The 14,166-nt window shown below is 65.3% G+C and carries 12 protein-coding genes; 7 read left to right on the top strand and 5 right to left on the bottom strand.

Going from position 1 to position 14,166, the window contains the following annotated elements; genetic code table 11:
• Nucleotides 1–26 precede the first annotated feature (26 nt).
• Nucleotides 27–917 (bottom strand): EamA family transporter RarD, encoded by an 891-nt coding sequence (gene rarD / locus ACEN8U_RS02290; protein WP_310109962.1) that lies wholly within the window; start codon nucleotides 915–917, stop codon nucleotides 27–29.
• Between the two features lie 445 nt (nucleotides 918–1,362).
• On the opposite strand from rarD, the gene egtD reads away from it, so the two are divergent.
• On the top strand, nucleotides 1,363–2,343 hold the full coding sequence (gene egtD, locus ACEN8U_RS02285) for an L-histidine N(alpha)-methyltransferase (RefSeq protein WP_310109964.1): 981 nt from the start codon (nucleotides 1,363–1,365) through the stop codon (nucleotides 2,341–2,343).
• Between the two features lie 176 nt (nucleotides 2,344–2,519).
• Here egtD and ACEN8U_RS02280 read toward each other — a convergent pair whose 3' ends face one another.
• Nucleotides 2,520–2,813, bottom strand: a complete 294-nt coding sequence (locus ACEN8U_RS02280; protein WP_013591239.1) for an acylphosphatase — start codon at nucleotides 2,811–2,813, stop codon at nucleotides 2,520–2,522.
• Nucleotides 2,814–2,983: 170 nt separating this feature from the next.
• Here ACEN8U_RS02280 and hpnA point away from each other — a divergent pair, with 170 nt between their 5' ends.
• On the top strand, nucleotides 2,984–3,994 hold the full coding sequence (gene hpnA / locus ACEN8U_RS02275) for a hopanoid-associated sugar epimerase (protein WP_310109965.1): 1,011 nt from the start codon (nucleotides 2,984–2,986) through the stop codon (nucleotides 3,992–3,994).
• 93 nt (nucleotides 3,995–4,087) lie between these two features.
• Nucleotides 4,088–4,645, top strand: a complete 558-nt coding sequence (locus ACEN8U_RS02270) for a hypothetical protein (protein WP_310109966.1) — start codon at nucleotides 4,088–4,090, stop codon at nucleotides 4,643–4,645.
• Nucleotides 4,646–4,744: 99 nt separating this feature from the next.
• On the opposite strand, the gene ACEN8U_RS02265 is transcribed toward ACEN8U_RS02270, so the two are convergent.
• Nucleotides 4,745–5,926 carry a glycosyltransferase gene (locus ACEN8U_RS02265; RefSeq protein ID WP_310109967.1) on the bottom strand — a complete coding sequence of 394 codons (1,182 nt, stop codon included), beginning with the start codon at nucleotides 5,924–5,926 and terminating at the stop codon, nucleotides 4,745–4,747.
• A 363-nt stretch (nucleotides 5,927–6,289) separates the two neighbouring features.
• On the opposite strand from ACEN8U_RS02265, the gene ispH reads away from it, so the two are divergent.
• A complete protein-coding gene (gene ispH, locus ACEN8U_RS02260; protein ID WP_310109968.1) occupies nucleotides 6,290–7,234 on the top strand; it encodes a 4-hydroxy-3-methylbut-2-enyl diphosphate reductase in 945 nt (314 codons plus the stop codon).
• A 10-nt stretch (nucleotides 7,235–7,244) separates the two neighbouring features.
• Nucleotides 7,245–8,399 (top strand): adenosyl-hopene transferase HpnH, encoded by a 1,155-nt coding sequence (gene hpnH / locus ACEN8U_RS02255; protein WP_013591244.1) that lies wholly within the window; start codon nucleotides 7,245–7,247, stop codon nucleotides 8,397–8,399.
• A 163-nt stretch (nucleotides 8,400–8,562) separates the two neighbouring features.
• Here the strand turns inward: hpnH and ACEN8U_RS02250 are convergent, their stop codons facing one another.
• Nucleotides 8,563–9,168 carry an ABC transporter substrate-binding protein gene (locus tag ACEN8U_RS02250; protein WP_310109969.1) on the bottom strand — a complete coding sequence of 202 codons (606 nt, stop codon included), beginning with the start codon at nucleotides 9,166–9,168 and terminating at the stop codon, nucleotides 8,563–8,565.
• A gap of 361 nt (nucleotides 9,169–9,529) precedes the next feature.
• Here ACEN8U_RS02250 and ACEN8U_RS02245 point away from each other — a divergent pair, with 361 nt between their 5' ends.
• Nucleotides 9,530–12,145, top strand: coding sequence for an MMPL family transporter (locus tag ACEN8U_RS02245; RefSeq protein ID WP_310109970.1), 2,616 nt, complete (start codon nucleotides 9,530–9,532; stop codon nucleotides 12,143–12,145).
• Between the two features lie 2 nt (nucleotides 12,146–12,147).
• Nucleotides 12,148–13,239 carry a VacJ family lipoprotein gene (locus ACEN8U_RS02240; protein ID WP_310109972.1) on the top strand — a complete coding sequence of 364 codons (1,092 nt, stop codon included), beginning with the start codon at nucleotides 12,148–12,150 and terminating at the stop codon, nucleotides 13,237–13,239.
• A 180-nt stretch (nucleotides 13,240–13,419) separates the two neighbouring features.
• Here ACEN8U_RS02240 and ACEN8U_RS02235 read toward each other — a convergent pair whose 3' ends face one another.
• Entirely contained in the window at nucleotides 13,420–14,163 is a 744-nt protein-coding gene (locus tag ACEN8U_RS02235; protein ID WP_310109973.1) for a phosphorylase, read from the bottom strand.
• Nucleotides 14,164–14,166 lie beyond the last annotated feature (3 nt).

Here is a 14,166-nt window from a genome sequence, read left to right as displayed (position 1 = left end):
CGATGCGCGGCGCGCCTTCCCCGAATTCAGCCGAAGCGTACGAACCGCATGCTGTGCAGCGCGGTCAATGCGACGGCGATCCAGATGGGGACGTAGGTCGCCAATTGCGCGGCGCTCAACGTTTCGCCGAGCAGCGTGATGGAGACCAGCACGAGCAATACCGGCTCCACATAGCCGAGAATGCCGAACAGTGCGACCGGCAACAGGCGGCTCGCGGTGAGATACGAAGCCAAAGCGAGGGTGCTCAGCGCGCCAAGGCCCGGCAGCAGCAGGAGCCACATGTCGAGCCGCCCGGAGATAAGCGCAAGCGATCCGCCGCTGACGATGAACGCAACTGCAGCAGGCAGCAGCAAGATCATTTCGACGGTGAACACGGCGAGCGAATCGTAGGGAATCTTGCGCCGCAACACAAAGTACGGCGGATAGCCGAGCGCGACCCACAGCGTCGGCCATGAGAACGCGCCCGTCACCCACAATTCATGGCCGACGCCCACGGCCGCGCAGGCGACGGCGGCCCATTGCAAACCGTCGAGGCGCTCGCGATAGTAGAAGCGCCCAACCAGCACCATCACGAGGGGCAGCAGGAAATAGCCGAGCGACACTTCGAGCATGCGCCCATGCAGCGGAGCCCAGAGAAAGATCCACAGCTGCGCGCCGAGCAATGCGGCGGCCGCGAGCATCGCGACGCCGAGCGCGGGCTGCGTCACCATCCGGTAAAGAAGCTCGCGCAAAATCGGTAGACGTTTGCGCAGCGCCACGAGCAGCAGCGCGCCGGGCACCGTCCACACGATCCGCCACGCGAAAATATCGAGCCCGCTGAGCGGCGCGAGCAGCGTCGCATACGCCGACAGCAACGCGAACATCGCACAGGCGCTCACCGATAAGGCAATGCCGCGCCTCGGCGAATACTGGTTCATGGTGCGGTCCGTGGCCCGATGCGCGCGTGCATCGCTGTGAGGGTGGTCATTCGACGTGAAGGTCCGTGAGCAAGCCGCGCATTCTAGCTGGATTACCGGCGTGTACTCCCTGCGCAGCCGCGCGGCCTGGTTCCTGAGGCGCGGCAGGAGCGCGGAGCGGCAGCCCAGCGGCGGCAAATTAATCCGTGCGCATCTCGCCGCAATGGACTAGAACATAACTTCACGCGCGCGAGACAACCCGCGCGCGTTTGTCGGCAACGCAGCAGCAGCACTGCATCGCTCAAGCGCGAATCTTGCTTCGGTAACTTGCTGCAGCGTTTGCAACATCCACGAGCCGGGCCGGCATGGCCGGACCCGCTTCCTTCGCGGCACGCGTCGATTTCCATCCGCCGTGCCGGCGTCCCGCCACGAATCCCGCTCATCGAATGTGACTACTGGAGCCACCATGACCCAGCCAGCCCTCTCGCACGACGCATCGCCCGATCTACGCTCAGCTTTCGCCGCCGACGTCCGCGCCGGCCTCACGCATACGCCGCAGAAAGAGCTGCCCTCCAAGTATCTGTACGACGAAGTCGGCTCCGCGTTGTTCGAAGTAATCACCGTGCTGCCCGAATACGGCGTGACGCGTGCCGAGGAGCGGCTGCTCGCGAAGCACGCGGCGGACATCGTCGAGCATCTGCCACACGATGTCACCGTCGCCGAACTCGGCAGCGGCAGCGGCCGCAAGACCCGCCGCATTCTTGAGGCGCTGTGTAAAAAGCGCCCTACTTCTTACTGCCCGATTGAAATTTCGCGCAGTGCGTTGCAGTTGTGCAGGCGCGAGCTGGGCGACATCGAACGTATTTCGATTGTGGGTTACGAGCGCGATTATCTGGCGGGCCTCGCGGAAGTCAGCAAGAAGCGCGCGTCCGGCGAGCGCCTCCTCGTGCTGTTCCTTGGCAGTACGATCGGCAATTTCGGCAGACTCGCGGCAACGCGTTTTCTGCGCGACATCCGCAACATGCTCGCGCCCGGCGATGCCTTGCTGCTCGGCACCGACCTCATCAAGCCGACGCCCGTGCTGATTGCCGCTTACGACGACGCGATCGGCGTCACGGCCTCCTTCAACCTGAATCTGCTCGCGCGCATCAATCGCGAACTGGGCGGCGATTTTCCGCTCGATGCGTTCGAGCACGTCGCGCGTTTCAATCCGGACGCGCGCAGCATCGAAATGCATTTGCGTGCGAAGCGCGAGCTCACCGCGCACGTCAGCGCGGCGAATTTGACCGTGTCGCTCGAGGCAGGCGAGACGATCTGGACGGAGAGCAGCCACAAATACCGCGCGGACGAAGTGCCGGCGATTGCCGACGACGCGGGTTTCGCGTGCAGCCATCAGTGGGTGGAAAGCGAGTGGGGATTCGCCGAAAGCCTGTTGGTCGCGCGCTAAGGGCTCGCGCCTTTTTCCGCGAACCAGGTTTTTCGACGCAGCCAATCGGGCGGTGCATGTTCTTTTGAATCGCACCGCTTTTAGCGTCAGATGCACGGGGGTTGAATCTCAACGAAGCTCAACGCGGGCCGTCCAATGTTTTCGCAACGCCGAGCCGTTCCCGGCTCGCGCGCCGCTCAATGCTGCTCGAAGCGCTCATAGCGCTTTTCCGTCGCGCGCTCTTCGCCGGTCACTTCTGTCACGCGCGCCGCCGGCGGCCCGTGCCGCAGCCACGACAGCATCCGGTCGACCTGATTGGCCGCGCCCTGCAACACGGCTTCCACGGAGCCGTCGTCCAGATTCGCCACCCATCCTTTGATGCCGAGCGCATGCGCCTGGCGCACCGTCGCGTGACGAAAGCCGACGCCCTGCACGGTGCCGCGCACGCGCACGTAATACGTTTCGATCCGCTCATCCAGATCCGGTGCCATGCCGTTTTCTCCTCGCAATCTTTCAAGCCGGCATTCTAGTCGGGGCGCGGCGAGCTTGCCTGCCGAAGTTGCCTCGCGAGTTGCCTCGCGCCGGACGGCGCAGCCTCAGCGACACCCGCCCCGCGCGCCACGTACAATCCCCCGACTGTCACGCAGGAAACGGAAACAGAATGACCGAACAGAATGGCGATCTCGTGCTCGTGACCGGCGCATCCGGCTTCGTCGGCTCGTCGGTGGCGCGCATCGCGCAGCAGAAAGGCTTCAGAGTGCGTGTGCTCGTGCGCGCCACCAGTCCGCGGCAAAACGTCGAGTCGCTGGACGCGGAAATCGTCGTAGGCGATATGCGCGACGAAGCGTCGATGCGCAACGCGCTGCGCGGCGTGCGCTATCTGCTGCACGTTGCGGCGGATTACCGGCTGTGGGCGCCGGACCCGAGCGAGATCGAGCGCTCGAATCTCGAAGGCACCGAGGCCACCATGCGCGCGGCGTTGAAGGAACGCGTCGAACGCATCGTCTACACGAGCAGCGTGGCCACGCTCAAGGTGACGAGCTCGGGCCATTCAGCCGATGAAAGCTCGCCGCTGAAAGCCGATCAGGCCATCGGCGTGTACAAGCGCAGCAAGGTGCTGGCCGAGCGCGCCGTGGAGCGCATGATCGCAGAGGACGGCTTGCCCGCCGTCATCGTCAATCCATCCACGCCCATCGGCCCGCGCGACGTCAAGCCGACGCCGACCGGGCGCATCATCGTCGAAGCGGCGCTCGGCAAGATTCCCGCGTTTGTCGATACCGGCCTGAACCTCGTGCACGTGGACGACGTGGCGGCCGGCCACTTTCTCGCGCTCGAGCGCGGCAAGATCGGCGAACGCTATATTCTCGGCGGCGAAAACCTGCCGCTGCAGCAGATGCTCGCGGATATCGCGGCGCTGACCGGCCGCAAGGCGCCCACCATCAGCTTGCCGCGCTGGCCGCTCTATCCGCTCGCGGTGGGCGCCGAAGCCGTCGCCAAGTTCACGAAGCGCGAACCGTTCGTGACCGTCGACGGATTGAAGATGTCCAAAAACAAGATGTACTTCAGTTCCGCAAAAGCCGAGCGCGAACTGGGTTACCGGGCGCGGCCCTACCGCGAGGGTTTGAGCGACGCACTCGAATGGTTCCGCGGCGCAGGCTATCTGAAGGCGTAGCGCACGCATTTTGTTACAACGTCGCTGTGATTGCGAAAGGTAAAAGCCTGCGCGCAGCAGTTAAAATCGTGGGTCTTACCAGAGAAACCTCGCATGAACCTTCACGAACAGCTCGGCGCGCTGGAAGCGGGCGTCGATCAGCTCATTCAGGCTGTCGTGGCCCCGCAGGCCCAGAACACCCCCGAGACAGGCAACGAAAACGCGCCGCAAGAGGCCTCGGCGGACAAGTCAGCGTCCGCAGCGAAAACCGCGGCGGAACAGACCCAAACGGCCGAACCGCAAGCCGGTGCGGCCGCAGAGGCGGCGGCACCCGCCGCCGCGGCGCCGCTGCCCACGCTGGAAATCAATCGTCCGGCGCAGAACGAGATCACCATGACGATCGGCGGTCAGACGGTCGCGCTGCGTCCCGAGCAGATCGGCAAGCTGATCGAGGAACTGTCGAACGCGCGCGCCTCCATGACCCCGGAACCGCCGCCGGGCATTCCGCCAGGCTGGCGTTTCGTGTCGACCAAGAACCCGGTCATGGCTGTGCAGAAGCAGTCGAACGGCGACCGTTTGCTGGTCATGCGCCATACCGGCCACGGCTGGGTGCCGTTCACTTTTTCGCCGGATATGGTGATTCAGCTCTACATGATGCTCACTAACAAGTGAAAAGCAGTTCCGGACAGGCAGAAAAAACGGCGCTCATGCGCCGTTTTTTTATGACCGCGCGGCGCTGCCGCCGCCCCCGCCCTGCAGACCGTCGACGCCTCAGCGTTCCTGCACGGGCGCCTGCACCCGCGCCTTCCATTGCCCGCCCTTGCCGCGCCAGTAGCGCACCGCCGAAGCGAACGTCGCGCCGACATAGAACAGCGCGACGAGCGGCAGAAACGGCGCCCACAGCGGCGAGCGGCGGTAGTAGCTCAGCATCGGCGCATACGCGCAGCACATGGCCGCCCAGGCGAGCCACGCCGGCCAGCCCGTGGGCCCGAGCACGAGCGCGGCGACCGGCGGCACGAGGTAGATGATCGCCATGCCGGCGAGCGTGCCCGCCAGCAGCAGCGGCGAATAATGCAGTTGCGTGAACGCCGTGCGCGCGATCATGTTCCAGATCTCGCGCCAGCTGTCGTAAGGGCGCAGCGACACGCTGCGCGCCGCCACGTCGAGCCGGATCGGATGACGCCCGGCGCCCCGATGCTTGATGCGCGCGGCAAGGCTGCAATCGTCGATCAGTTCCGCGCGGATCGACTCGATGCCGCCCGCTTCTTCCAGCGCGCTACGGCGCACCAGCATGCAGCCGCCCGCCGCAGCCGCCGTGCGATTGCGCGGATTATTGACCCACGCGAACGGATACAGCTTGGCGAAGAAGAATACGAAAGCCGGAATCAGCGCCTTTTCCCAGAAGGAATCGCAGCGCAGACGCACCATCAGCGAGACGAGATCGCGTTTTTCCGCGTCGGCGCGGGCGACGAGCTGCGTCACGGCGTCCGTAGGATGGCCGATGTCGGCGTCCGTCAGCAGCAGAAAGTCCGCCGGCAAGCCGAGCGTACGCACGGCCTCGATGCCTTGCGACTGCGCCCACACCTTGCCCGACCAGCCGGGCGGCAGCGGCTTGGCGCCCAGCACCGTGAGACGGTCGGGACATTGCAGTTGTAATGCCGCGGCGCGGGCGGCGTCGGCGGTGCCGTCGGTGCTGTGGTCGTCCACCACGATCACGTGGAAAGCGCCGGGATAATCCTGCTCGAGCAGCGTCGTGACGGCGTGGGCGATCACGTCGACCTCGTTGCGCGCGGGCACCACCGCGGCCACCGCCGGCCACGCGGCGCGCGGCCCGACAGTGAGCGCCGCCGCCGGGCGCGCGCGCCAGAAACCGCCGCGGGCGAATAGCAGCACAGCCCAGATCAGCAAGGACAAACAGGAAAGAAAAAACAGAATGACCGGCACCCAGCCCATTAAGCGTTACCCTCTGTTTCCGGCAAGCGTCGGAATGATTTTCGACGTGGGCGCGAAGCGCTCCACAGGACGACGTAGTTTAAGGGTTCCGCCAAACCGGTGCAGTGTGCAATTCTTGCCGCATAAATCGACGCGCAAGTTTCGGCAAAACGGCCGGCGCGCCCGCCGCAACTGCCGCGTCCGCCCAACACTGCGGCGGCCCCGCCAAAGCAAAGCTGGCCTGATAGCGTTAGAATGCGCGTTTGGTTTTGCTGTACCGGCCCGTCGCCGGAGCTCAAGACGTTAATTAATTAGATCGTCGCGGCGATAAAGTCAGAATTTCCGGCTTCCTCGAAACCCGCGTCAGTCGGAGTCCGCCAACTTATGCGAGTCATCCTTGCCCAACCCCGCGGCTTTTGTGCGGGCGTTGTTCGTGCAATCGAGATTGTCGATCGGGCGCTGCAGCAGCACGGCGCGCCCGTCTACGTGCGCCACGAAATTGTCCACAATCGCCACGTGGTCGACAATCTGCGCCAGAAAGGCGCGCGTTTCGTCGAGGAACTCGACGAAGTGCCTCAAGGCGCCGTGGCGATTTTCAGCGCGCATGGCGTCGCTCAAACGGTCGAACGGGACGCGGAAGCCCGCGGGCTCGACGTGCTCGACGCGACCTGCCCGCTCGTCACTAAAGTGCACGTGCAAGGGCGTCAATATGTGGCTGCCGGGCGCACGCTGATTCTGATCGGCCATGCGGGGCATCCGGAAGTGGAAGGCACGATCGGCCAGATTCCGGGCAAAGTGCTGCTGGTGCAAAGCGAAGCCGAAGTCGAGCATCTGGACCTGCCGGTCGACACGCCGCTCGCCTACGTGACGCAGACCACGCTTTCGGTGGACGATACGCGCGGCATTATCGACGCGTTGTTGCGCAAGTTTACCGACATCGTCGGGCCGGACACGCGCGACATCTGCTATGCGACGCAAAACCGCCAGGCGGCGGTGCGCGAGCTGAGCAAGCAGGTCGACGTATTGCTGGTGGTCGGCGCCACCAATAGTTCCAATTCGAACCGGCTGCGCGAAATCGGCAGCGAAAGCGGCGTGGCGAGCTACCTCGTCGCCGACGGTTCGGAAGTGAAGCCCGAGTGGTTTGCGAATGCGCACACCATCGGCATCACGGCGGGTGCCTCCGCGCCCGAAGAAATGGTCAAGAACGTGATCGATGCGCTGAGCGCAATGGGACCCGTCGACGTCACGACGATGGCGGGCCGTGAAGAGAAGGTCGAATTCAAGTTGCCATCGAAGCTGATGCAACCACTCGCCGCACGCGAAGTTTAAGGAGGACGTCTTGTCTATTCCGCTGCTACAGAAAGTCCGGGTCGGCGCATACATCATGCGTCAGCACCTGTCCGGCAACAAACGCTATCCGCTCGCACTGATGCTGGAGCCGCTGTTCCGCTGCAATCTCGCCTGCAATGGCTGCGGCAAGATCGACTATCCGGACCCTATCCTGAATCAGCGCCTGTCGCTGGAAGAATGCCTCGGCGCCGTCGACGAATGCGGCGCGCCGGTGGTCTCCATTGCAGGCGGCGAGCCGCTCCTGCACAAGGAGATGCCGCAGATCGTCAAAGGCATCATCGCGCGCAAGAAGTTCGTGTACCTGTGCACGAACGCGCTGCTGATGGAAAAGAAAATGGACGACTACGAGCCGAATCCGTACTTCGTGTGGTCGGTTCACCTCGACGGCGATCAGCAGATGCACGACCATTCGGTGTCGCAGGAAGGCGTGTACGAGAAGGCCGTCGCGGCCATCAAGGAAGCGAAGCGCCGCGGCTTCCGCGTGAACATCAACTGCACGCTGTTCAACGACGCGGTGCCGGAGCGCGTGGCCGCGTTCTTCGACACGGTCGGGCCGATGGGCGTGGACGGCATCACCGTCTCGCCGGGCTACGCGTATGAGCGCGCGCCGGACCAGCAGCACTTCCTGAACCGCGACAAGACCAAGCACCTGTTCCGCGAAATCTTCAAGCGCGGCAACAACGGCAAGAACTGGTCGTTCAGCCAGTCGGCCATGTTCCTCGACTTCCTCGCCGGCAATCAGACGTACGAATGCACGCCGTGGGGCAACCCGGCGCGCACGGTGTTCGGCTGGCAGAAGCCCTGCTACCTGGTCGGCGAAGGCTACGTGAAGACCTTCAAGGAATTGATGGAAACCACGGACTGGGACAAGTACGGCACCGGCAACTACGAAAAGTGCGCCGACTGCATGGTCCACTGCGGTTTCGAAGCCACCGCCGTGATGGATACAGTGGCGCATCCGCTGAAGGCGCTCAAGGTCAGCATGCGCGGTCCGAAGACCACGGGCGCGTTCGCCAAGGACATCCCGCTCGACAAGCAACGCCCGGCCGAGTACGTGTTCTCGCGCCACGTCGAAATCAAGCTGGAAGAGATCAAGGTGGCGGGCAAGGGCAACAAGGTGCAGACGGCGACGGCTGCGCACTGAGCGCACACCGAGTATTCACGGCGGCGCAGCTCCGTGCGGCGGGGCTGTCGTCCGGCAATTCGTGCTGCATGATGCAAAAAAGCGCGGTGGCTTTGCAGGCCACCGCGCTTTTTTTGCGGCTTTGTTGTGAAGCCGGAGGCGTACCTTCAGCCTCCGCGCTGGATCACCCCGCGCTGCGCGCGTTATGCGCGGTCAGGAATTTGATCAGGCCGTCGACCCCGCCTTTGGCAAGCTGATCGGCGAATTGCGTCTGGTACACCTGAATCAGCCACGCGCCCATCATGTTGATGTCGTAGATCTTCCAGCCCGACGGTCCCTTCGTGAGCCGGTAGTCGATTGCATCGTCACCGCCATTGCTGATGACGTGCGATTGCACCACGACGTCTTTCGCGCCGCCCGGCACATTGGCCGGCAAGAACTTGAACTTCACGTCCTGGTCGCGCAATTGCGAAAGCGACGACGCATACGTGCGCACCAGCAGCAGTGTGAACTGGTCGTAAAGCTGCTTCTGCTGTTCGGGCGTGGCGGTGCTCCACGCCTTGCCTACCGCGATACGCGTGGTGCGCTGAAAGTCGGTTGCCGGAACGAAGCGCGTCTCGACCAGTTGCGTGATCTTTGCCATGTCGCCGCCGCGCGCCTGCGGATCGGCCTTCATTGCCGAGACCGTGCCTTCGACGGCACTTTTTACCACCGAGTCCGGCGTGCTTTGCGCAAAGGCCGCCGTTGACACCACGGCGGCAGCGAGGAATGCAGACAGATAACGTTTCATACGCTCAGGCAACCTGAAAAGAGTGTGCGCCGCCGGTCAGGGAACATGCGATGGGGCGATTGAGCAAGCCCGAAGCAAGCTGGCGGCGAAAGCTGGATAGACCAGTATACCGAGATTGCGTTCCCGCCCCAGAGGGTCCGTGCAATGGGCGTTCAGGGTCCCGGCAGCGCTACACCGCCGCCATGGCCCGGGAGCCGCAATTGCTACGGCGATTGTCTGCCCGGCATCGCCGCCGCGCAGCGCGGACTGCGTGCGCGCCGCCGGCGCGCATTGCTGCCGAATGCGGTCCGGTTTGCTCCGGCTCTGTATACTTGTGCACTTTCGTCAAAATGCCACCCGTGATAAGGCCAGCTCCGCCTACATGCTGAAGTCATCTATTGTTCGCCTCGTCGCCTATTCGGTGCGCCATCCATTGCGGATCATCGCACTGTCGATCGTGCTCGCCATTCTGAGCGGCATCTATGTCGCGCATCACTTCAAGATCAACACCGACATCAGCCGTCTCATCGAAACCGACAAGGAATGGTCCACGCTCGAGCATGCAATGGACCAGGCTTTCCCGGACCGCGGCCAAACCGTGCTGGTCGTCGTCGAAGCACGCGCGCCGGAATTCGCCGACGCAGCCGCGAGCGCGCTGACGGCTGCACTGCGAGCCGAGCCGAAAGAATTCGTCGCCGTCTCACAGCCGGCCGGCGGGCCGTTCTTCGAACACAATGGGCTCCTCTTTCCGTCGACGGAAGAGGTCATGTCCACCACGTCGCAGCTCGTGCAGTCGCGCCCGCTCGTGAACACGCTCGCGCACGACCCGAGCCTGACGGGACTGGCAGGCACGCTCACCACGAGCCTGTTGCTGCCGCTGCAGATCGGTCAGGTGAAGCTTTCGGACATGAGTCGCCTGTTGTCGCAAAGCGCGAATACGCTCGACCTCGTGCTGGCGGGCAAGCCGGCCGCTTTCTCGTGGCGCGCGCTCGTCGACAGGAGCGCTGCCACGAATCCGGCGCGGGCCTTCGTGGTCGTGCAACCCGTGGTGAACTACGACGCGCTCGAGCCGGGCGCCGCGGCGTCGCAACGCATCCGCGACACGGCCGCTTCGCTGCATCTCGACTCGCGCTACGGGGCGGCCGTCCGTCTGACCGGCGAACAGCCGCTCGCCGACGAAGAGTTCGCGTCCGTCAAGGACGGCGCGGTGCTCAACGGCATCGCCACGTTTGTTGTCGTGCTTATCATTCTGTGGCTCGCGCTGCGCTCGGGCCGCATGATCGCCGCGGTCTTCATCACGCTCTTTGTCGGACTGGCAATCACCGCCGCGCTGGGCCTCATGATGGTCGGCGCGCTGAACATGATCTCGGTTGCGTTCATGGTGCTGTTCGTCGGGCTCGGCGTCGATTTCGGCGTGCAGTTCGGCGTCAAATATCGCGAGGAACGCAATCGCGACGACCGTCTTTCGGCTGCGCTCGCCCATACCGCGCACAGTATCGGCGTGCCGCTGACGCTTGCCGCCGTCGCCGTTGCGCTCAGCTTCTTCTCGTTTCTGCCGACGGCGTACCGCGGCGTGTCCGAGCTGGGCGAGATCGCCGGCGTCGGCATGTTCGTCGCGTATCTGACGAACATGACGCTGCTGCCGGCCTTGCTGAAGATCTTCAACCCGCCGGGCGAGCCGGCATCGCCGGGCTTCAAGCAGTTGGCTCCCGTCGACGACTTTCTCGCGCGCCACCGCAAGCCCGTGCTGATCGGCACGCTGATCGTCGTGATCGGCGCCACGCCGCTCCTCACGCGTCTGCACTTCGACTTCAATCCGCTGCATCTGAAAGATCCGCATACGGAATCGATGGCCACGCTGCTGTCGCTGAAGGACTCGCCCGAGGCCGCGGTCAACAACGTGCATGTGCTCGCGCCGTCGCTGGCCGACGCCGACCGCATGGCCGAGCGCTTGCGCGCGTTGCCGGAAGTGGGCCGCGTCACGACGCTCGACAGCTTCGTCCCCGGGCAGCAGCAACAGAAAATGATGCTGATCGCGAGCGCCGCGCAGCAGCTGCTGCCCGCGTTGCAGCAACAGCCGGCGCCGCAAGCCACGGACGCGGTGCGCGTCGCGGCGCTCAAGCGCGCGTCGAACCAGCTCTCGCTCGCCGCCGACGACCACCCGGGCCCAGGCGCCGCCGAGGCCAAACATCTGTCGGCCACGCTGCAAAAGCTCGCCGCCGCCGACGCCGCCACGCGCGACCGCGCGGAAACCGCGATGTCCGAGACGTTGCGCATCGCGCTCAAGCAACTCGAAAATCTGCTGCAGCCCACGGAAATCACGCGCGAGACTCTGCCGAAGGACATCTCCAAGGGCTGGGTCTCGAAAGACGGCCGGGCGCTCGTCGACATCGCGCCAAAGGTGAAGCCCGGCGCCGATCCGAACGACGACGTCGCGCTCGCACGCTTCGCGCATGCCGTGAAGAAGGCGGAGCCCGGTGCGATCGGCGGGCCGATCTCGATCCTCCATTCCGCGGACACGATCATCAAGGCGTTCCTGCAGGCCGCGTGCTGGGCGCTGCTGTCCATCGCGATCCTGTTGTGGGTGGCGCTGCGCCGCCTCGGCGACATGCTGCGCACGCTGGTTCCGCTGCTGGTCTCGGCGCTCGTCACGCTCGAACTGTGCGTGGTGTTCGGCATGCCGCTGAATTTCGCGAATATCATCGCATTGCCGCTGATGCTCGGCGTAGGCGTGGCCTTCAAGATCTACTTCGTGATGGCGTGGCGCAATGGGCAGACGGGCCTCTTGCAGTCGAGCCTGACGCACGCAGTGCTGTTCAGCGCCGCGACCACGGCGACGGCGTTCGGCAGCCTCTGGCTATCGCATCATCCGGGCACGTCGAGCATGGGCCGCCTGCTGGCGCTGTCGCTCTTTTGCACGCTCATTGGTGCGGTGGTTTTCCAACCCGTGTTGATGGGCACGCCCCGCCCACGTCGCGCGAAGCACAAAGGAATATAAGCATGAAACTGCGTACCACTGTGCTGGCGCTAGCCGCCACCGGCCTTGTATCCGGCTGCGCGACCGGCCCCGACCGCAAGCCCGGCGACCCGTTCGAGCCGATGAACCGTGCGGTGTTCAACTTCAACGACGGCCTTGACCGCTATGTCGCGGTGCCCGTCGCGAAGGGCTATCAGAAGGTGACGCCGCAGCCGCTGCGCACGGCCGTGAGCAACTTCTTCTCGAATCTCGGCGACCTCACGAACGCCGCGAACGAACTGCTGCAGCTGAAGATCACCGACGCGACGCAGGACATCGTCCGCTTCGCGTTCAATTCGACGTTCGGTCTGGGCGGCCTGCTCGATTGGGCGACGCCGGCGGGCTTGCCCAAGCATCATCAGGATTTCGGCCTGACGCTCGGACGCTGGGGCATTCCGTCCGGACCGTATCTCGTGCTGCCGCTTTTCGGTCCCAGCACCGTGCGCGACAGCATGGGTCTCGTGGTGGACGTGAAGTTCAATCCGCTGAACTACATGGAACCCGCGGTGCGCAATCCGCTGTACGTGCTGCAGTTCGTGAGCGTGCGCTCGGATCTGCTGGGCGCGACGGATCTGCTGCAACAGGCGGCGTTGGACAAGTACTCGTTCGTGCGCGATGCGTACACGCAGCAACGGCGCGCGCGTCTGCGCGGCACGAGCGACAACGCGGCGCCGCTTCCGGAATACGACGATCAGGGCGACTCGGGCGCCGCCACTGTGCCGGCCAAGGGCGCCGCCGCAGGTGCGCCGGCCGCGCTGCCGAACTACGCGGATCCGGGCGATACGGCTGCTTCGCCGGATGGCGCGTCGGGGGCGGCTACGGGGGCGCCGGCGAGTGGGCTGCCCAATTACACCGATCCCGGCGATACGCCGGCGAGCGGTGCGGCTGGCTCGGTCGGAGCCGCGCCGGGTGGCTCCAATGAAGGGGCGAATGAGGGGTCCAATGAGGGGGCGACTGTCAGGCCGGCTGGGCCGGCCGCGCCGGCTGCGGCCTCGACGGCAGGCGCAGCGCCCACGGCTCCGCGCTCTGCGTCTCCTGATACGGAAAAGCCGGCTTCCGCGCCGGCTGCTCAGTAAGGTTTATTGGGGAAGAGCACGCCTCAGTGCGTGCGCCGATGACTGACATGGCCGTTCGAACAGCGAAGCGACGGGCCGGCGGCAAATAGGCCCGCAGCAAATACGCGGCCCACAAACGGGCGGGCCACAACCGAGCGGACTTCAAACGAGCGCCCGGCAAACCAACGACGCGCCAGCGCGTCAGGCGGCGCGCATCTCCAGCGCCCGCGCCGCGCCGAGCGCCTCGCGCGCCCGCACCAGGGAAAGACGCGCCGCGCGGGCATCGACGGCCACCTGAATCAGCGCGCCGATCTGCGACGGCTCGCGCAGCAGTTCCCGCAGGATCGGTGCGAGCGCGGTACTGCCGTCGTCGCGCAAACCGGCTGTCGCCGCGGACGGCAGCGTGCGCCACGCCGGGTCGACGACCGCGCGGCACACGGCGAACGGCACACCGCGCGCGGCGGCCATGGCGCCGGCCAGATGCGACTCCATGTCCACCGCCAATGCGCCCGTCGAGCGATGCAGCGCGCGTTTGTCGTCGGCGGATATGAGCGGCGCGGCGACCGCCGCCATGGGACCGCGGTTCAGGCGCGACGCGAGCGGGCCCGTGGCCAGCGCGGCGGCGAGCCGGTCGGCCCACGCGGAATCGGTCGGAACCCGGCCGAACGGGCCCACCACCGCGTCGGCCACGACCAGCGCGCCCGGCTTCAGGTCCGGCGCGAGGCCGCCCGCCGTGCCGAAGCTGACAATGCCCGAGCAACCGCGCGCCACCGCCGCGCTCAGCGCGCGCTCGAGCAGGTCGGCGCGCGCCGCATACACCACCTCGACGCCCTCGCCGCGCGCAATACGCGCCTCGAAGGCCATGCCCGTCACGACAATCACCGGCAGACCGGCGGAAGCGGAACCCGAGCCGGCATCCGCGGATGCCGCTGTCGAACGCAACATCCG

It is taken from the genome of Paraburkholderia phenoliruptrix (assembly GCF_047325075.1).
Lineage (GTDB): Bacteria > Pseudomonadota > Gammaproteobacteria > Burkholderiales > Burkholderiaceae > Paraburkholderia > Paraburkholderia phenoliruptrix.
Note: the sequence above shows the minus strand (reverse complement) of the source record. Positions and strands in the feature narration are given on the sequence as shown.

What these genes read in the sequence shown, in the direction of transcription:
- ACEN8U_RS02245 (WP_310109970.1), top strand. Translation starts at nt 9,530, where the DNA reads ATGCTGAAGTCATCTATTGTTCGCCTCGTCGCCTATTCGGTGCGCCAT.
- rarD (WP_310109962.1), bottom strand. Translation starts at nt 917, where the DNA reads ATGAACCAGTATTCGCCGAGGCGCGGCATTGCCTTATCGGTGAGCGCC.
- ACEN8U_RS02270 (WP_310109966.1), top strand. Translation starts at nt 4,088, where the DNA reads ATGAACCTTCACGAACAGCTCGGCGCGCTGGAAGCGGGCGTCGATCAG.
- ACEN8U_RS02240 (WP_310109972.1), top strand. Translation starts at nt 12,148, where the DNA reads ATGAAACTGCGTACCACTGTGCTGGCGCTAGCCGCCACCGGCCTTGTA.
- ACEN8U_RS02235 (WP_310109973.1), bottom strand. Translation starts at nt 14,163, where the DNA reads ATGTTGCGTTCGACAGCGGCATCCGCGGATGCCGGCTCGGGTTCCGCT.
- egtD (WP_310109964.1), top strand. Translation starts at nt 1,363, where the DNA reads ATGACCCAGCCAGCCCTCTCGCACGACGCATCGCCCGATCTACGCTCA.
- ACEN8U_RS02280 (WP_013591239.1), bottom strand. Translation starts at nt 2,813, where the DNA reads ATGGCACCGGATCTGGATGAGCGGATCGAAACGTATTACGTGCGCGTG.
- ispH (WP_310109968.1), top strand. Translation starts at nt 6,290, where the DNA reads ATGCGAGTCATCCTTGCCCAACCCCGCGGCTTTTGTGCGGGCGTTGTT.
- ACEN8U_RS02265 (WP_310109967.1), bottom strand. Translation starts at nt 5,926, where the DNA reads ATGGGCTGGGTGCCGGTCATTCTGTTTTTTCTTTCCTGTTTGTCCTTG.
- ACEN8U_RS02250 (WP_310109969.1), bottom strand. Translation starts at nt 9,168, where the DNA reads ATGAAACGTTATCTGTCTGCATTCCTCGCTGCCGCCGTGGTGTCAACG.
- hpnA (WP_310109965.1), top strand. Translation starts at nt 2,984, where the DNA reads ATGACCGAACAGAATGGCGATCTCGTGCTCGTGACCGGCGCATCCGGC.